At 71.2% G+C, this 16058-nt stretch carries 19 protein-coding genes and 2 tRNA genes; 12 read left to right on the forward strand and 9 right to left on the reverse strand.

The annotated features are described in order from the left end of the window. Positions 1–11: 11 nt before the first annotated feature. Both FHS88_RS04410 and FHS88_RS04415 read left to right on the forward strand, forming a co-directional pair. Positions 12–1715 carry a GMC family oxidoreductase N-terminal domain-containing protein gene (locus FHS88_RS04410; RefSeq protein ID WP_184481711.1) on the forward strand — a complete coding sequence of 568 codons (1704 nt, stop codon included), beginning with the start codon at positions 12–14 and terminating at the stop codon, positions 1713–1715. Between the two features lie 192 nt (positions 1716–1907). Continuing rightward, positions 1908–2942 carry an amino acid ABC transporter substrate-binding protein gene (locus FHS88_RS04415; RefSeq protein WP_184481713.1) on the forward strand — a complete coding sequence of 345 codons (1035 nt, stop codon included), beginning with the start codon at positions 1908–1910 and terminating at the stop codon, positions 2940–2942. Between the two features lie 101 nt (positions 2943–3043). Here FHS88_RS04415 and rpoH read toward each other — a convergent pair whose 3' ends face one another. Then, positions 3044–3928: an RNA polymerase sigma factor RpoH gene (gene rpoH / locus FHS88_RS04420; RefSeq protein WP_184481715.1), complete on the reverse strand. Its 885-nt coding sequence runs from the start codon at positions 3926–3928 to the stop codon at positions 3044–3046. Between the two features lie 227 nt (positions 3929–4155). Next, positions 4156–5160, reverse strand: coding sequence for an RluA family pseudouridine synthase (locus FHS88_RS04425; RefSeq protein ID WP_246419440.1), 1005 nt, complete (start codon positions 5158–5160; stop codon positions 4156–4158). Between FHS88_RS04425 and FHS88_RS20520 the strand changes: the two genes are divergently transcribed. The 3 genes from FHS88_RS20520 to FHS88_RS04435 all read left to right on the forward strand — a co-directional run bounded on the left by FHS88_RS20520 (position 5147) and on the right by FHS88_RS04435 (position 5728). After that, on the forward strand, positions 5147–5425 hold the full coding sequence (locus FHS88_RS20520; RefSeq protein WP_338146401.1) for a DUF6476 family protein: 279 nt from the start codon (positions 5147–5149) through the stop codon (positions 5423–5425). The genes FHS88_RS04425 and FHS88_RS20520 overlap by 14 nt on opposite strands. A gap of 7 nt (positions 5426–5432) precedes the next feature. Beyond that, on the forward strand, positions 5433–5633 hold the full coding sequence (locus FHS88_RS04430; protein WP_184481720.1) for a DUF2256 domain-containing protein: 201 nt from the start codon (positions 5433–5435) through the stop codon (positions 5631–5633). A gap of 19 nt (positions 5634–5652) precedes the next feature. Next, positions 5653–5728: transfer RNA gene (locus tag FHS88_RS04435), tRNA-Glu, on the forward strand. A gap of 184 nt (positions 5729–5912) precedes the next feature. Here the strand turns inward: FHS88_RS04435 and FHS88_RS04440 are convergent. Further along, positions 5913–5989 (reverse strand) — tRNA-Arg (locus FHS88_RS04440). A 72-nt stretch (positions 5990–6061) separates the two neighbouring features. On the opposite strand from FHS88_RS04440, the gene FHS88_RS21035 reads away from it, so the two are divergent. Then, a complete protein-coding gene (locus tag FHS88_RS21035) occupies positions 6062–6184 on the forward strand; it encodes a hypothetical protein (RefSeq protein ID WP_272872796.1) in 123 nt (40 codons plus the stop codon). Positions 6185–6725: 541 nt separating this feature from the next. Here FHS88_RS21035 and FHS88_RS04445 read toward each other — a convergent pair. From FHS88_RS04445 to FHS88_RS04455, 3 genes are all read right to left on the reverse strand, one after another. Further along, a complete protein-coding gene (locus tag FHS88_RS04445; RefSeq protein ID WP_184481722.1) occupies positions 6726–8231 on the reverse strand; it encodes a tripartite tricarboxylate transporter permease in 1506 nt (501 codons plus the stop codon). 12 nt (positions 8232–8243) lie between these two features. Next, positions 8244–8870, reverse strand: coding sequence for a tripartite tricarboxylate transporter TctB family protein (locus tag FHS88_RS04450; RefSeq protein ID WP_184481724.1), 627 nt, complete (start codon positions 8868–8870; stop codon positions 8244–8246). Positions 8871–8958: 88 nt separating this feature from the next. Further along, positions 8959–9825 carry a tripartite tricarboxylate transporter substrate-binding protein gene (locus FHS88_RS04455; RefSeq protein ID WP_184481726.1) on the reverse strand — a complete coding sequence of 289 codons (867 nt, stop codon included), beginning with the start codon at positions 9823–9825 and terminating at the stop codon, positions 8959–8961. A gap of 234 nt (positions 9826–10059) precedes the next feature. Between FHS88_RS04455 and FHS88_RS04460 the strand changes: the two genes are divergently transcribed. The 6 genes from FHS88_RS04460 (at position 10060) to FHS88_RS04485 (ending at position 14711) form a co-directional block, all read left to right on the forward strand. Next, complete coding sequence (locus tag FHS88_RS04460) at positions 10060–11235, forward strand: M20 metallopeptidase family protein (protein ID WP_184481728.1); 1176 nt, start codon at positions 10060–10062, stop codon at positions 11233–11235. A 23-nt stretch (positions 11236–11258) separates the two neighbouring features. After that, positions 11259–11459, forward strand: a complete 201-nt coding sequence (locus FHS88_RS04465) for a GDCCVxC domain-containing (seleno)protein (protein ID WP_184482304.1) — start codon at positions 11259–11261, stop codon at positions 11457–11459. An 18-nt stretch (positions 11460–11477) separates the two neighbouring features. Then, a complete protein-coding gene (locus tag FHS88_RS04470; RefSeq protein WP_184481730.1) occupies positions 11478–12266 on the forward strand; it encodes a creatininase family protein in 789 nt (262 codons plus the stop codon). Then, positions 12263–13249: a 2-dehydropantoate 2-reductase gene (locus FHS88_RS04475; protein ID WP_184481732.1), complete on the forward strand. Its 987-nt coding sequence runs from the start codon at positions 12263–12265 to the stop codon at positions 13247–13249. The genes FHS88_RS04470 and FHS88_RS04475 overlap by 4 nt, the downstream gene beginning before the upstream one ends. Positions 13250–13302: 53 nt before the next feature. Beyond that, a complete protein-coding gene (locus FHS88_RS04480) occupies positions 13303–13449 on the forward strand; it encodes a hypothetical protein (protein ID WP_184481734.1) in 147 nt (48 codons plus the stop codon). 350 nt (positions 13450–13799) lie between these two features. Further along, a complete protein-coding gene (locus tag FHS88_RS04485) occupies positions 13800–14711 on the forward strand; it encodes a transglutaminase family protein (protein ID WP_184481736.1) in 912 nt (303 codons plus the stop codon). A gap of 92 nt (positions 14712–14803) precedes the next feature. Here FHS88_RS04485 and FHS88_RS04490 read toward each other — a convergent pair whose 3' ends face one another. From FHS88_RS04490 to FHS88_RS21045, 3 genes are read right to left on the reverse strand one after another with little or no spacing between them, the layout of a single operon-like run. Next, positions 14804–15388, reverse strand: coding sequence for a nitrile hydratase subunit alpha (locus tag FHS88_RS04490; RefSeq protein ID WP_184481738.1), 585 nt, complete (start codon positions 15386–15388; stop codon positions 14804–14806). Continuing rightward, positions 15388–15693, reverse strand: a complete 306-nt coding sequence (locus FHS88_RS21040) for an SH3-like domain-containing protein (RefSeq protein WP_184481740.1) — start codon at positions 15691–15693, stop codon at positions 15388–15390. Before FHS88_RS21040 ends, FHS88_RS04490 begins: the two co-directional genes overlap by 1 nt. Further along, positions 15690–15983 (reverse strand): SH3-like domain-containing protein, encoded by a 294-nt coding sequence (locus FHS88_RS21045; RefSeq protein WP_184481742.1) that lies wholly within the window; start codon positions 15981–15983, stop codon positions 15690–15692. The genes FHS88_RS21040 and FHS88_RS21045 overlap by 4 nt, the downstream gene beginning before the upstream one ends. Positions 15984–16058: the final 75 nt, after the last annotated feature.

Genomic DNA, 16058 nt, shown 5'->3' on the forward strand with positions numbered 1-16058 from the left:
GACATCCGCACGTGTACGACTACATCATCGTGGGCGGCGGTTCCGCCGGGTCGGTGCTCGCGCACCGTCTCTCCACGCCATCGGCCAATACGGTGCTGCTCTGCGAGGCCGGCCCCGACACGCCACCCGGACAGGAGCCGAAGGAGATCCTCGATACCTATCCGGGACAGGCCTATTTCGACCCGCGCTTCCACTGGACGGAGCTGAAGGTCCGCACCCAGGTCGTCTCGCACAACAACCCCGCCGAGAAGCCGCCCTTGCGCAAATACGAGCAGGCGCGCGTGCTCGGCGGCGGCTCCTCGATCAACGGGCAGATGGCCAATCGCGGCGCGCCGCACGATTACGACGAATGGGAGGCGCGCGGCGCGGCCGGCTGGAACTGGAACGCCGTGCTGCCCTACTTCAAGAAGGTCGAGCGCGACCTCGACTTCGACAACGAGTGGCACGGGCGGGAAGGGCGCATCCCCGTCCGCCGCATCCCCGAAGCGCAGTGGCCCGCGCATTCGAAGGCGGCGGCCGAAGCCTTCCGCCAGGCCGGGTTCAAGCGCCTCGAGGACCAGAACGGCGCTTTCGAGGACGGCTACTTCCCGCTGACGGTCAACGTGACCGAGACGCGCGTCTCGGCCGCGATCGGCTATCTCGATGCCGAGACCCGCAGGCGGCCGAACCTGACGCTCTCGACCGAGACGCAGGTGATGGGCCTGATCTTCGAAGGCACGCGCTGCGTCGGCATCCGCGCGCTGGTGAAGGGTCAGGAACAGGAATTCCGCGGGCGGGAAGTCATCCTCTGCACCGGCGCCATCCATTCGCCCGCGCATCTGATGCGCGCGGGCATCGGGCCGGCCGCGCATCTGAAGGAGCACGGCATCGAGGTGCGCGCCGACCTGCCCGGGGTGGGGCAGGGGCTGATGGACCATCCGGCCATCTCGCTCTCCTCCTTCATCCGGCCCGAGGCGCGGCTGAACCGCACGCAGCTCCGCCGGCACATGCTGGTGGGCCTGCGCTTCTCCTCCGGCATCGAGGGCGCGCCGCCGGGCGACATGTTCATGTCGGTGGCCAGCAAATCCGCCTGGCATGCAGTGGGCGAGCAGATCGCCTCGATGCTGACCTGGGTGAACAAGACCTATTCGCAGCGTGGCCAGGTACGCCTCGTCTCGACCGACTGGCGCCAGCATCCGGATGTCGAGTTCAACCTCCTCTCCGACCGGCGCGACCTCGAGCGGCTGATGATCGGCTTCCGCCTCGCGGCCTCGCTGGTGCTGAGCCCGCCGCTCGCGGCGGTGACGACCGACCCTTTCCCGGCTGCCTATTCCGACCGGGTGCGGCGGATCGGCGTGGTGAACACGAAGAACCGCATCCTGACCTCGGTGATCGCGAAGTTCCTCGACGGGCCGGGCTTCCTTCGCTCGGCCTTCATCGACCGCTTCGTCATCGAGGGCTTCCGCTTCCGCGAGGTGATGGAGGACGAGGAGGCGCTGGAAGCCTTCATCCGCAAGGCGACGATCGGCGTCTGGCACGCCTCCTGCTCCTGCCGCATGGGCGCCGAGGGCGACCCGATGACGGTGGTGGACACCGCCGGGCGCGTGCGCGGCGTGGCGGGGCTGAGGGTGGTGGATGCCTCGGTCTTCCCGGTCGTTCCCTCGGCCAACACCAACTTCCCCACCCTGATGACGGCCGAGAAGATGGCCGACGCCATCCTCGCCGCACCCGGCTGACGACGGCGGGCGCGGCCCCGTGGGGCGGCCGCGCGCCGAACCGCGTCCTGATCCTGGCGGGCACGGGATGAAGCCTGGCCCGCCAGGGCGCAGTCGGCGCAAGGCGCTTGGCGAGGCGCCCGGCCGCGGCGCATGCTCGCCCCGGGCCGGCCGCAGGAAGGGCGGCCCCAGGGCAGCATGGGAGAACCATTCATGACCACCATCGGGACCCGCCTTGCGGGGCTCGCCGTCGCCGGCGCGCTCGCCTGGGCGGGGCAGGCACAGGCGCAGCAGGCGCCGGCGGACACCGTCGCGGCGATCCGCGCGCGCGGCCAGTTGATCTGCGGCGTCTCGGTCAACGCGCCGGGCTTCGCGTTGCCGGACAGCCGGGGCGAGTTCCGCGGCCTCGACGTGGATACCTGCCGCGCCGTCGCCGCCGCCATCCTGGGCGATGCGACCCGCGTGCGCTTCGTGCCCAACACCGCCGTGCAGCGCTTCCCGATGCTGCAATCGGGCGAGGTGGACATGCTCGCGCGCAACACGACCTGGACGCTCGCGCGCGAGAGCCAGCTCGGCCTCGCCTTCGCGGGCATCAACTTCTACGACGGCCAGGGCTTCATGGTGCGCCGCAGTTCCGGCGTGACCTCGGCCCGCCAGCTCGACGGCGCGACGGTCTGCGTGCAGCCCGGCACGACGACGGAGCTGAACCTCGCGGACTATTTCCGCACCAACCGCATGCGCTTCACCCCGGTGGTGATCGAGAGCGTCGAGGAGATCCGCGCCGCCTTCGTGGCCGGCCGCTGCGACGCCTACACCAACGACATCTCAAGCCTCGCCTCCTTCCGCGCCACCCGCACGAACGATGCGGCCGAGTTCGTGCTGCTGCCCGAGGTGATCTCGAAGGAGCCGCTCGGCCCCGTGGTCCGCAAGGGCGACTGGCGCTTCTTCGACATCGTGCGCTGGTCGCTCTTCGCGCAGATCGCCGCCGAGGAGCTCGGCGTGACGAGCGCGAATGTCGAGGAGATGGCGCGCACCAGCACGAACCCCGACGTGCAGCGGCTGCTCGGCCGCACGGCGGAGCTCGGCCGCTCGATGGGCGTGGACAATGACTGGGCACTGCGGATCATCCGCCAGGTCGGCAACTACGGCGAGATGTACGAGCGCAACATCACCCCGATCGGCATCCCGCGCGGGGTGAACAATCTCTGGACCAATGGCGGGCTGCACTACGCGCCGCCGATCCGCTGACGACAGGGAGGGGGGCGGCGACGCCCCCTTCCGCAACCCCGTCATGCGAAGGGGGCGGCAGGTCGCCCCGCCGCCCCCCCTTGATGAATGACTGCGCCGGATCAGCCGACCGTCAGGCGCCGCTCCGCGACCTGCTGCTTCATGGACTTCTGCAGCTTCTCGAAGGCGCGCACCTCGATCTGGCGCACGCGCTCGCGGCTGATGCCGTATTGCTGGGAGAGTTCCTCCAGCGTCGTCGGCTCCTCCTTGAGGCGGCGCTCGATCAGGATGTGGCGCTCGCGCTCGTTCAGCGTCTTCAGCGCACCGGCGAGCAGGTCGCGGCGGTTGGACATGTCCTGCCGCTCGGCGAGCTCGTCCTCCTGGTTCTCGCCGTCATCCACGAGCCAGTCCTGCCATTCGCCCTCGCTGTCGGCGCGGACGGGGGCGTTCAGGCTGTGGTCGGGGCTCGCGAGGCGCCGGTTCATGTTGATGACGTCCTGCTCGGGCACCTGCAGCCGGTGCGCGATCTTGGCGACCTGCTCGTCCTTGAGGTCGCCGTCCTCGAGCGCGGACATCTGCGCCTTCAGCCGGCGCAGGTTGAAGAACAGCTTCTTCTGCGCCGCCGTGGTGCCCATCTTCACCAGCGACCAGGAGTGCAGGATGTATTCCTGGATGGCGGCGCGGATCCACCACATGGCATAGGTGGCCAGGCGGAAGCCGCGCTCCGGGTCGAAGCGCTTGACCGCCTGCATCATCCCGACATTGCCTTCCGAGATCAGCTCGCCCACCGGCAGGCCGTAGCCGCGATAGCCCATCGCGATCTTGGCGACGAGGCGCAGATGCGAGGTGACGAGCTTGTGCGCGGCCCGTTCGTCCCCCTCCTCCTTCCAGCGGCGCGCAAGCGCCAGCTCTTCCTCGGGGGAGAGCATGGGAAACTTGCGGATCTCCTGCAGGTAGCGGGAGAGGTTGCCTTCGGTCGCCATCGGAATGGCCATGCTGGAAGCCATGGTCTCATCTGCCTCCTTGGCCGGGCGGATCTCCCGTGACGGCGGGACCCGCGAGCGGCCTAGCCTCGAACCGTGTCGCCTTCCTCTGGGCCCTGCACCGGGCCGCCTGCCCCGGTCACGGCGGGGCGGGCCGGACGGGGCATCTTCTGGCGCCCTTCGGAATCCGACGCCGCTTATCTACCGCGCCGCCCGCCCGGGCGCAACAAAAACCGAGTGCAATAGTCGGGTTACTGGCCGTTACCATCCAGCAACGCGACCAGCGCCGCGAAATCCGCCGGCGGCGGGCTTTCGAAGGCGAGCGACTCGCCCGTCACCGGGTGGCGGAATCCCAGCGTGGCCGCATGCAGCGCCTGGCGGGGAAACGCCAGCAGGGCGTCCCGGGGCGCAGGGGGCAGCAGGCGCGCCGCAGCCGGGGTGCGGCGCAGATAGACCGGATCCCCCACCAGCGGATGGCCGATATGGGCCAGATGCACGCGGATCTGGTGGGTGCGGCCGGTGAGCAGGCGGCAGCGCACAAGGGCGACGGCGCCGCCCCAGGCGCGTTCGACCGCATAGCGGGTGGTGGCGGGCTTGCCGCCGCGCTCGACCACCGCCATGCGCTTGCGGTCGCCGGGATGGCGGCCGATCGGGGCGCTGACCTCGCCCGCGAGCGGCGCCGGCAGGCCCCAGGCCAGCGCCAGATAGGCGCGGTCGAGGTCGCGGTTGGCGAAGGCCTCCGAGAGGGCGCGGTGGGCGCGCTCGGTCTTGGCGGCGACCATCAGGCCGGAGGTGTCCTTGTCCAGCCGGTGGACGATGCCGGGGCGCTTCTCCCCCCCGATTCCGGGCAGGTCCTCCCCCGCATGGGCGAGCAGCGCGTTGACCAGCGTGCCGTCCGGGTTGCCGGGCGCGGGATGGACGACGAGGCCGGCGGGCTTGTCCACCACGATCAGGTCGGCATCCTCGAACACCACGCTCAGCGGGATGGGCTGGGCCTGCGGCGTGGCCGGCGCGGCGGGAGGGATGGCGAGCACGTAGAGCGAACCGGGCCGCACCGCCTCCGACGGGTCGGTGAGCGGCGCGCCGTCGCGGCTGGCGTGGCCCGCTTCGATCAGCGCCTTGACCCGGGAGCGCGAGAGCGAACCTATGGCATCCGCGAGGAAGCGGTCGGCGCGGGTGCCGGCGGCCTCGGGCGGCGCGACGGCTTCGGCGCGGCCGGGTTCGGCGAACGAGGGGGATGGCGTGGCGGCGCTCAAGGCTCTGGTGATCGGGATGGGGGTGCTGATCGTGGCCGGCACCGTGACGCTCGCGGTGCTGCTCGTCCAGCGTCTTGGCGCGGCGCCGGGGGGCGGCGCGCCGTCAGCGCTTGCGCTCGGCGAGCCCGAGGGGAGCCGCATCGGCGGCATCGCCGCGACGGAGCGGGCGATCGCGGTCTGGGTGGTGCGGCCGGACGGGGAGCGGGTGATCCTGCTCGACCCGAGCGGGGCGCGGCGGATCGGCGAGGTCCGGCTGCGCGACTGACCCGCCGATGGCGCACCGCAAGCCGCATTTGCCGGAGAAGACCTGCGCGTCCTGCGGCCGCCCCTTCGCGTGGCGGCGCAAATGGGCGCGGGACTGGGAGGAGGTGCGGCACTGCTCCGACGCCTGCCGCGACGGGCGGCGCGCCGAGGCGCTGCGAAAGGCGGGCGCGGCGCGGAAGGGTGTTGATCCCGGCGGAAGACGGGGCTAGAAGCGCGCCTCCGGCCCGGGTCCCCTTCGTCTAGAGGCCTAGGACACCGCCCTCTCACGGCGGTAACAGGGGTTCGAATCCCCTAGGGGACGCCACATTTCCTGGCGGATGAGCGCGCATCGCCTGCCTTGGCGGCCGGCTTGCATGAAGCATGAGTCAGCCGAAGTGGCAAACGCCCGTCTTTGGGTGGATCGAACCGATCCGAGCCAAGCTGCCGGCTTCCCGACAGCCAGGGTGTTTCGGCCTTCGAGCGCAGGCTTGCTATCGGCTTGAAAGTTTTGGCGGACCCGACACGATTCGAACGTGCGACCTTTGCCTTCGGAGGGCAACGCTCTATCCAGCTGAGCTACGGGTCCCGATGGGCTGTCTCAGATACCGCCCTTCGCGATGCAAGTCGACCCCCGCTTTATGCAAGTCGACTGCCGCTTTTGCTCGACTTCATGGCGCATGTCGCGGTCGGTCTCGGCTCGGACCTGATCCGCGACGCCGTGCTGGGCGGCGCCGGTTTCGGCGACAGCCTGGCCGCCGGCCGGCAGGTGCGAGGCGTCTAAGGGGGGGCGCCATGAAGCTTGCGTCGTGGGGTGTCACTGGCGGCGGGGTGCTCATGGACAAGGTTTTCGACAGCGCGCCCCGGCGTGAGGCGTTGGCCGAAGCCGGGCATCATGCATCGCATCCATGCGCGGCGCCCGCTCGCATCGTGGCAGCGCTGGATGAACAAAGCCCAGGCCCCGAGGTCTAACACGCCCTCGGCACGCTCGCATGCAATTGCGGCCGTTGCCGCGCCAGCCATCGCGGCCTGTCGCGCGACGGCGCCCATCCGCACCTGCTCCGCACGGCGATGAACCTACGCCGCGCCGAACGCCTCCCCGTATGACAGGCGAACCGCGTCCGAACCGCCACTGCCTGGCCGCGAAACCCATCGCCAACGCCCGCTCCAACAACCTCCACCAAACGACCATGCGCGGCTCGCGGAGGTCTCCGATGCAGCAGATATGGACGCACCCAGATTTCCGTATTTCCGATCAGCACCGCGCAAAAGAATAGGGCGGGCCCCCACCGGGAACCCGCCCTGCTGCCGGATGGAACGCTGCCTCAGCCGCCTTCCTGAAGCGCCGCGTCCTTGCCCTTGCGGACATTGGGCATCAGCATCGCCACCAGGGCGATGGCAGCGATGCCGAGCAGCACCGCGCTGATCGGCCGCTCGATGAATACGCCCCAGTTGCCGCGCGAGAGCAGCATGGCCCGGCGCAGATGTTCCTCCATCATCGGGCCGAGCACGAAGCCGATCAGCATCGGCGCCGCCTCCAGCCTGAGCTTCGAGCACATGTAGCCGAAGATGCCGAAGAACACCGTCTGGTACACGTCGAAGACGTTGTTCTGCAGCGAGTACACGCCGATCGCGCAGAAGATCATGATCGAGGGATACATGTGCCGGTAGGGCACCGAGAGCAGCTTCACCCACATGCCGACCATCGGCAGGTTGATGATGAGCAGCATCACGTTGCCGACCCACATGGAAGCGATCAGGCCCCAGAACAGGTCGGGCTGCGCCTCGACCATGCGGGGCCCGGGCTGGATGCCCTGGATGATCAGCGCGCCGACCATCAGCGCCATCACCGCATTGGCCGGGATGCCGAGCGTCAGCAGCGGGATGAACGACGTCTGGGAGGCGGCGTTGTTCGCCGATTCCGGCCCCGCCACGCCCTCGATCGCGCCGGTGCCGAACTCGTGCCGGCCCTTCGAGATCTTCCGCTCCATCATGTAGGAGCCGAAGGAGGAGAGGGCCGCGCCGCCACCCGGCAGGATGCCGAGGACCGAACCCACCGCCGTGCCGCGCAGCACCGCGGGCACCGAGCGGCGGAACTCCTCGCGCGTCATCATCAGGCTGCCGACCTTGCCCGACATGACGTTGCGGGATTCCGGACGCTCGAGATTCATGATGATCTCGGCGATGCCGAACATGCCCATGGCGATCGAGACGAAGCCGACACCGTCCGACAGTTCGGGGATGCCGAAGGTGAAGCGTTGCTGGCCGGTCTGCACGTCGGTGCCCACCATGCCGAGCGCCACGCCGAAGATCACCATGCCGATGGACTTGACCACCGAGCCCTGCGCCAGCACGGCCGAGATGATCAGCCCGAGGAACATCAGCGAGAAGTAGTCAGCCGGCCCGAAGGACAGCGCCACCTGCGTCAGCAGCGGACCTGAGGCCGCGACCAGCAGCGTGGCGACCGTGCCGGCGAAGAAGGAGCCGATCGCCGCGATGGCGAGCGCCGCGCCCGCCCGCCCGCGCCGGGCCATCTTGTAGCCCTCGAGCGTTGTGACGACCGAACTGACCTCGCCTGGCAGGTTGAGCAGGATCGAGGTGGTCGAGCCGCCATACTGCGCGCCGTAGTAGATGCCCGCGAGCATGATGATGGCCGTGGTCGCCGGCTGGCCGAAGGTGATGGGCAGCAGCAGCGAGATGGTCGCCACCGGCCCGATGCCCGGAAGCACGCCGATCGCCGTGCCGATGACGCAGCCGATCAGGCAGAAGAGGATGTTGTTCCAGGTGAGCGCGACGGCGAAGCCGTGCGCCAGGTTCGCGAAAAGGTCCATGGCGGCGCTTCCTTACCGGCCGAGCTCGGGCCAGACCGGCACCCGTATGTCGAGGTACCAGATGAAGACGAACCAGCAGAGCGCGCAGAGGAACAGCACCAGCCCCGCGACGCCGAGCGGCCGGTGCGTCTTGTCCGCGAAGGAGGCGAGCACGACCGAGATCGTGATGGCGACCATGAAGCCGAGCGATTCCAGCACCAGCCCGAACAGGGTGAAGGCCGCGCTGACGAGGAACAGCGGGCGCCAGCTCTCGATGATGCTCGGGATCATGCAGCCGACGAACAGCCCGATGCCGAGCGGGTTCCAGCCCGCGCCGATCCAGCCCGGCATGTGGGAGGCGGCGATCCCTGCCGCCGTGCCGCCGACCGCACCGGCGATGAGGTAGATGACCTCGCTCGGGGTCCATTTCTCGAGCGGGTCGGGCCCGTTGAACAGGCCGAGCACGAGCACCGCCACGCCCAGACCCATCAGGATCCAGAACGCGAGCATCGGCATGTAGCCCGGCCCCATGCGCCGCGCCGAACCGAGCGCATGCTGCTCCCAGCCCAGGCCGAACAGGCCGCCGTTGATCAGGAGACCGACCAGGGCAAAACTCAGCAGGATGCCTGCCGAGATCAGATCCTTCGTATTTGGCTTCATGCTGTTTCGCCTGCCCTCGCGGGCAAATTAGGTGGGTCCCGGCGATTCTTCTTGGTCTAGTTGAACAGCGATTTCTTGCTTGTCGTGCTCAGTCGGCAGTCGCTCCTGACGCTTGCACGAGGGGCGCCCAGGCGGCGATCTCGCGGCGAACGAACTCGGTGTACTCCTCGGGCGACATCGCGCCCGCCGAGCCGCCGAGCTCCGCGAAGCGCGCCCTGACGGCATCCGTCGCGAGGAAGGCGCGCGTCTCGCGGTTCAGCCGCTCGACGATCGCCGCCGGCGTGCCGGCCGGTGCGGAGAGGCCGAACCAGGATTCGCTCGCGAGGTCGAAGCCCTGCTCGCGGAAGGTCGGTACATCGGGGAAGGAGGGGTGCCGCTGCGCCGCCGCCATCGCCACCGCCAGCACGGAACCCTGGCGGATGTGCGAACTGGCCGAGGGCAGGCTGTCCGACATCATCGGCACCTGGCCCGCGATCACCGCCTGCATCGCCGGCCCCGCCCCGCGGAACGGGATGTGGTTCAGCTCCTTGCCGATGATCTGGCCCATCCGCACCACCAGCAGATGGTTCGACGAGCCCGCGCCCGAGGTCGCGACATCAAGCCCCTGCGGGCTGCGCGCCCGCGCCACCGCATCGGCCAGCGTCCTGATGCCCGCGCGCGGGTTCGCCACCCACACGGTCGGGTTCGAGATGACGAGTGCGATATGCGCGAAATCGGCCACCGCGTCGTAGCGGATGCGCCCGCGATAGACCGACGGGCTGATGCCGTGGCTCGCGATGTTCGACATCAGCAGCGTGTAGCCGTCCGGTGCTGCGCGGGCGACCGATTCGCTGCCCACCGTCGCGCCGGCGCCGGCGCGGTTCTCCACCACCACCGACACGCCAAGCCTTTCCTGCAGGCCGGCGGCGAGCAGCCGCGCCACGAGGTCGGTCGTGCCACCCGGCGCGAAGGGCACCACCAGACGGATCGGCTGCGACGGCCATGCCTGCGCGGACCCCGCGCGCGGCGCGGCAAGGACAGGAATGGACGCGGCGATGAGCAAACGCCGCCCGGGCTTCCAGGACATCTCGCCCCCCAATTTCTGTCTTGCCCTATCGCATGCGCCACACCGCCCCGCAAGCCGAGCCTTGTATCACCGCGCCGCCTTCCTATGCTGCCCGCCATCAGCCTTGCGCCGGAACCCAGACCGATGCTCGCCAACGATCCGCAGCGCGCCATCCGCGAAGCCGCTGAGGCGGCCGAACCGCGCCTCGTCGCGCTGCGGCGGGACATCCATCGCGTGCCGGAACTCGCCTTCCAGGAGACACGCACCGCGGGCATCGTCGCCGCCGAACTCGCGCGCCTCGGTCTCGAGCCGCGCACCGGGATCGGCCGCACCGGGGTGGTGGCGGAGATCCGCGGCGCCCGCCCCGGCCCCACGCTCGCCATCCGGGCGGACATGGACGCACTGCCCATCCATGAAGAGACAGGGATCGCCTTCGCCTCGACCATCGAGGGGCAGATGCACGCCTGCGGCCACGACATCCACACCGCGACGCTGCTCGGCGTCGCGGCCGTGCTGAAGGCGCTCGCGCCGCAGATCGCCGGGACGGCGCGCCTCGTCTTCCAGCCGGCCGAGGAGATCCTGGAAGGCGCCGCCGCGATGATCGCCGACGGCGCGGCGGATGGCGTGGATCTCGCGCTCGGCTTCCACAACCACCCGGACATGCCGGTGGGCAGTTTCGGCTTCGTTCGCGGCGCCTGCCTCGCCGCCTCGGACCGCTTCGACCTGACGGTGCGCGGCAGATCCGGCCACGCCGCGCATCCCTATGCCGCCGTGGATCCGATCGTCGCCGCCGCGCATTTCATCGCCCAGGCGCAGACGGTCGTGAGCCGCGAGATCAAGCCGCTGCATCCCGCCGTCGTCACCGTGGGCATGGTGCAGGGCGGGACCACCTACAACATCATCCCCGAGCGGGTGCATCTCAAGGGCACGGTCCGCACCCTGCACGCCGATGCGCGCGACACCGCCGAGGCCGCGCTGAAACGCCTCGCGGACGGGCTGCAGGCGAGCCTGCGCGTGGCCTGCGAGATGCGCTACGAACGCAAGGTGCCGCCGCTCGTCAACGACGCCCGCGTGCTGGAGCCGGTGATCGCCGCGGTCGCCGCGCAGACCGGCATCGCACCCGAGGAAGGCGAGCCCTCCATGGGCTCGGAGGATTTCGCCGAGTTCGCAGCGCGCGCGCCCGCCTTCCAGCTGCGCATCGGCTCCGGCGCGCCGGGGCGGGAGGACCGTCTGCACAACGCCTTCTACCAGCCCGACGAACGCTGCATCGGCCTCGGCGTGCAGGCCTTGAGCCGCGCGGCGCTGGAGCTCCTGTCGTGACCGCCGCGCCCGTCCTGGAGTCGATGCTGACCTGCCCGCATTGCGGCACGCGGCGCCTCGAACGCATGCCGACCGACGCCTGCCAGTTCTTCTACGACTGCACCGGCTGCGGCCGCGTGCTCCGGCCCCGGCCGGGGGACTGCTGCGTGTTCTGCTCCTACGGCAGCGTGCCCTGCCCGCCGGTTCAGGCGGCCGGCGGCGCGCGCTGCTGCGGCGCCGGCTGAACCCTCCTGAGGCGCCCGATGACCCACCGCATCGCCGAACTCACCGCCCCCGAGGTGGCCTCCCGCCTCGGTGCCGGCGCCGTCGCCATCCTGCCCATGGGCAGCCTCGAGACCCATGGCCCCGCCCTGCCCATGGGCGACTACCTGGTGGCCGAGGAGCTCGCCGCGCGCATCGCCGCCGCCGCGCTGGCCGCCGGCGCCGACGCGCTGGTCGCCCCCGCCATCCCCTTCGGCGGGGAGGATTTCTTCGCCGGCGTGGCCGGCGGCATCACCCTCAGCGTGCCGACGCTGACCGCCGTCATCGAGGAGATGGCCGAGGCCTTCATCCGGACCGGTACGCGGCGCATCCTCATCGTCAACGGCCATGCCGGAACCATCGCGCCGGCCGAGGCCGCCGCGCGGGCCATCCGCCATCGCCACGGGGTCATCATCCCCGCGCTGCATCTCTGGCGCGAGGCCGGGAAGCTGCATGCCGAACTGGGCGGCGCGCCGGAACGCTTCGGCCATGGCGGCGATCCGGTGGCCTCGGTCACGCTGTATCTCCGACCCGATCTCTGCCGCCCCGAGCAGGCCCGCATGCGCGAGCCGACCGGCCCCTATCTCGGCACGCCGCCCACGGGCTTCGGCGCCATCCGCAGCCGCGGCGTGGAGTTCGCCGTGCCGATGTGGGTCGAGGAGGTGGCCCCCGGCGGCGTCGCAGCACCCGATCCGCGCGGCGCCAATGCGGCCCATGGCGCGGCCATCACCGAACGCCTGGTCGCCGCCGGCGCCGCGATCTGCGCCATGCTGAGGGACCACGCGCCGTGACCCGCATCTGCGTCTTCGGCGCCGGGGCCATCGGCAGCCACCTCGCCACGCGCCTCGCCCTCGGCGGTGCGGAGGTCTCCGTCGTCGCGCGCGGCGCGCATCTCGAGGCGATGCGCGAGAAGGGCATCACGCTGCGCGCCCATGACGGCACGCATCATGTGCGCGTGCAGGCGGAAGCCGATCCGGCGGCGATCGGCCCGGTGGACGCGGTGCTCGTCACCACCAAGGTGCCCGCGCTGCCGGCGGTGGCCGAGGCCATCGGCCCATTGCTCGGCCCGGCTACGGCCGTCGCCTTTGTCACCAACGGCATTCCCTGGTGGTACTTCCTCCGCCATGGTGGGGCGCAGGAAGGGCGTCGGCTGCCCGTGCTCGATCCGGGCGGTGTCATCGAATCGCGCATCGGCATCGCGCGCACCCTCGGCGGCGTCGTCTATTCCGCCAGCGCCGTGGTGGAGCCCGGGATCGTCACCTCCGAACACGCCGATCTGCGCCTGTTCCTCGGCGAGCCCGACGGCACCCTCAGCGAGCGCGCGCTCGCCATCGCCCGGCCGATGAGCGCGGGCGGCATGCCGACCGACGTGGTGCCGGACATCCGCCACCGCGTCTGGGGCAAGCTGATGGGCAACCTGACCTCCGGCCCGCTCTGCCTGCTCTCGCGCCAGGACATGATGACGACCTTCGCGGACCCGGTGATCTTCGCCGCCGGGGTGCGGATCGCCGAGGAAGGCGCCGCCCTCGCCCTCGCCTATGGCCACGACCTCGCCACGCCGGCCGAGGCGCGCATCCGACGCTCCGGCATGATCGCGCACAAGCCCTCGATCCTGCAGGATCTCGAACTTGGCCGCGCGATGGAGGTGGACGCGCTGTTCACCGTGCCGATGCTCCTGGCGCGGGAGGCCGGCGTGCCGATGCCCACCTTCGAGCTCTGCGCGCGGCTCGCGATCCAGGCCGCGCGCGCGGCGGGGCTGGCACCGGCGGAATGAAACCCGCCGCGGCGATGCGCGCCGCTCCCGCCAGCACGGCAGGAGCACGCAGAATGTCGAACCGCGACACCCTCTGTTTCCTGGGCGGCATCATGGTCGCCGCGCTGATCGGCGGGGCGGTCAGGATGCATCAGGACAGCCAGCGCTCGGGCGTGGAGATCACCGTCGGCCGCGGCGGCCCCAGCATCCAGGAGCGGTGAGGGCGGCGTCGCCGCGATGCGTCGGCGGGATTGCCGCAGCCGGTGCCGCCCTTCGCGCATGCGCCGGAGGGCCCGACGGCGCCGCGCGGCGTCATGACGAAGCATGGCGTCCGGCGGAGCATGGCGTTCCCGGACGGACAGACGACAGGGGGCGCGGAGCGGATGGCCGGGCGGGCTCGCGCCTGCCGCGGCGCGACGGCTTCCGCCGGCATGACGTGCAGCCGCGCGTCCGCGCCGCAGTCCGATAGGCGTGCCTTCCCGATGCGGCGGCACGGCCCGCGACCATCCGCCTCATGGCGGCCGGCGCAGCCGCGGCGCTATAGGTTGCGGCGCTCCGAGAGATTGCCGTCATGCCCCGCGTCCGCATCCGCCACGCCACGCGCTACACCTATCGCAAGCCGGTCGGGCTCGCGCAGCACCGGCTGATGGTCCGCCCGCGGGACAGCCACGACCTCCGGCTGCACGAGGCGACCCTCGCCGTCTCCCCGCCTGCCGCCGCCACGCGCTGGGCGCATGACGTGTTCGGCAACTCGGTCTGCCTGCTCGACTGGGATCCCGCGGAACGGACCGAGGCGCTCGAGATCGTCTCCAGCCTCGACCTCACGCATTACCCGGCCGGGCCTGCGCTGCCGCGCGCCACGCTCGACCCGTCGGTGGAGATCTTCCCCTTCTCCTACGGCGCGGAGGAGGCGCCCGATCTCGCCCACCTCGCCGAGCGCCACCTGCCCGACCCCGCGCGCCGCGTGGATGCCTGGGCACGGCGCTTCCTCGCTCAGGGCGGGCAGACGCGCACCCTGGCGATGCTCGAGGCCATGACCCGCGCCATCAAGGAGGAATTCGCCTACGAGGCGCGCGACGCCGAGGGCACCAACAGCCCCGTGACGACGCTCGAGACCGGCCGCGGCGCCTGCCGCGACTTCACCCTGCTGATGATGGAGGCGGTGCGCAGCCTCGGCCTCGCGGCGCGCTTCGTCACCGGCTACCTCTACGAGGCGGGCGGCGCCGGCACGGTCGGCGGCGGCGCCACCCATGCCTGGGTCGCGGTCTATGTGCCCGGCGCCGGATGGGTGGAATACGACCCGACCAACGGCCTCGTCGCCGGGCAGAACCTGATCCGCGTGGGCTCCACCCGCACGCCCGAGCAGGCCGTGCCGGTCGGCGGCGGCTATATCGGCGAGGCGGCGGATTTCGAGGCGCTCGCCGTGGATGTCACGGTGCAGGTGGGCGAGGATCCGCCGCCGCAGGAGGCCGCGCCCGCCTGATGCCCCGCGGGCAAAGGTTGGTGCATTGTCCGCGGGGAATCAGGACGTGGTTCCGCGCGCGGCCGCCCCGCCAGCCCCGCGCGCGGGCATGATCAGCCGGCCTTGGGCACCGCGACGCCGACCAGCGCGTCCCGCGTGACGATGGAGGCGAGCCGCGCCTCGTCCCAGCCTTCCGTGCCGGCCGGGCGCATGGGCAGCACCATCCAGCGATAGTCCGCCGTGCTGTCCACCACGCGGACCTCCACGCTGTCGGGCAGCATCAGCCCCCATTCGGCCAGCACCGCGCGGGGTTCGCGCACGGCGCGGGCGCGGTAGGCGAAGGACTTGTACCAGCCCGGCGGGTAGCCGAGCACGGCGCGCGGGTAGCAGGAGCACAGCGTGCAGACGACGAGGTGATGCCGCGTCGGCGTGTTCTCGAGCACGCCGAGCGGCGGCGCCCCGGCCATGGAGACGCCCATCGCCTCGGCCGCCGCGGCGCCGTCCGACAGCAGCAGCGCGCGATAGGCGGGGTCGGTCCAGGCGCGGGCGACCATGCGCGCGCCGGTCTCGGGGCTCGCCTTGTCGGTGTTCGCCTGGCGCTCGGCGATCTCGGCCTCGGTGACGATGCCCTTCGCCTCCAGCGCGGCGACCAGGCGATCGAGCAGGGCGAGGCTCTCGGGGCGCGGCGGTGCGGCCATCAGGCGCCTCCCTCGGCGGGTTCCAGCCAGTGTTCGAAGACCTCGACCATCACCGTGTCGCCGGGCCTGCCCTCGTGCCAGATCGGCCCCTGCTCGAAGAGCACGTGGTAGAGGGTGCGCGCCGGCGCGGGGCGGGCGAAGGCGAGGTCCTCCGGGTTGGCGAAGGCGCCGAGCGGGCGGACCACGGTGCCGGTGCGGCCGCGGATGTAGTGCGGCGTGCGGATGTGGCAGGGGCCGCGGCGCTCGGGCCAGTCGTCCCGCACGCGCACCCGGGCGCCGGGGGTGAAGCGGGCGGCGCCGCTCATTTCAGCGCCTCCGCGTCCACATGGCCCTTCTCGACCATCAGCGCGGCGATGGAGCGCAGCCAGCGCTCGTAATAGCCGAGGGCGAAATACTCCTCCTCGGGGATGCTCTCGATGCCGCGGCGCAGCTCGTCCACGGTCATCAGCTTCTTCTGCGCGAGCACCTGGCGCAGCGCGTCCACGCGCTTGCCGAAGGCGTCGGGCGGCGCCTCGTCGTGCTCGACGGGGGTGCAGCGGAAGCGGGCGAGGCCACCGATGTCGTGCGTCGCGGGTATGCGGGTTTCGTCCGGCATGGGCGCAGGCTAAGGCGGCGGTGGGCCGCGCGTCCAGGGCGCATCGCGCGGGCGGCGCGGCCGGCGCGACCGGCG

Source organism: Neoroseomonas alkaliterrae (assembly GCF_014199195.1).
Classification (GTDB): domain Bacteria; phylum Pseudomonadota; class Alphaproteobacteria; order Acetobacterales; family Acetobacteraceae; genus Neoroseomonas; species Neoroseomonas alkaliterrae.

Coding starts and splice junctions, on each gene's coding strand:
- FHS88_RS04415 (WP_184481713.1), top strand. CDS start 1,908: ATGACCACCATCGGGACCCGCCTTGCGGGGCTCGCCGTCGCCGGCGCG.
- rpoH (WP_184481715.1), bottom strand. CDS start 3,928: ATGGCTTCCAGCATGGCCATTCCGATGGCGACCGAAGGCAACCTCTCC.
- FHS88_RS04430 (WP_184481720.1), top strand. CDS start 5,433: ATGGCGCACCGCAAGCCGCATTTGCCGGAGAAGACCTGCGCGTCCTGC.
- FHS88_RS04445 (WP_184481722.1), bottom strand. CDS start 8,231: ATGGACCTTTTCGCGAACCTGGCGCACGGCTTCGCCGTCGCGCTCACC.
- FHS88_RS04450 (WP_184481724.1), bottom strand. CDS start 8,870: ATGAAGCCAAATACGAAGGATCTGATCTCGGCAGGCATCCTGCTGAGT.
- FHS88_RS04460 (WP_184481728.1), top strand. CDS start 10,060: ATGCTCGCCAACGATCCGCAGCGCGCCATCCGCGAAGCCGCTGAGGCG.
- FHS88_RS04465 (WP_184482304.1), top strand. CDS start 11,259: ATGCTGACCTGCCCGCATTGCGGCACGCGGCGCCTCGAACGCATGCCG.
- FHS88_RS04470 (WP_184481730.1), top strand. CDS start 11,478: ATGACCCACCGCATCGCCGAACTCACCGCCCCCGAGGTGGCCTCCCGC.
- FHS88_RS04480 (WP_184481734.1), top strand. CDS start 13,303: ATGTCGAACCGCGACACCCTCTGTTTCCTGGGCGGCATCATGGTCGCC.
- FHS88_RS04485 (WP_184481736.1), top strand. CDS start 13,800: ATGCCCCGCGTCCGCATCCGCCACGCCACGCGCTACACCTATCGCAAG.
- FHS88_RS04490 (WP_184481738.1), bottom strand. CDS start 15,388: ATGGCCGCACCGCCGCGCCCCGAGAGCCTCGCCCTGCTCGATCGCCTG.
- FHS88_RS21040 (WP_184481740.1), bottom strand. CDS start 15,693: ATGAGCGGCGCCGCCCGCTTCACCCCCGGCGCCCGGGTGCGCGTGCGG.
- FHS88_RS21045 (WP_184481742.1), bottom strand. CDS start 15,983: ATGCCGGACGAAACCCGCATACCCGCGACGCACGACATCGGTGGCCTC.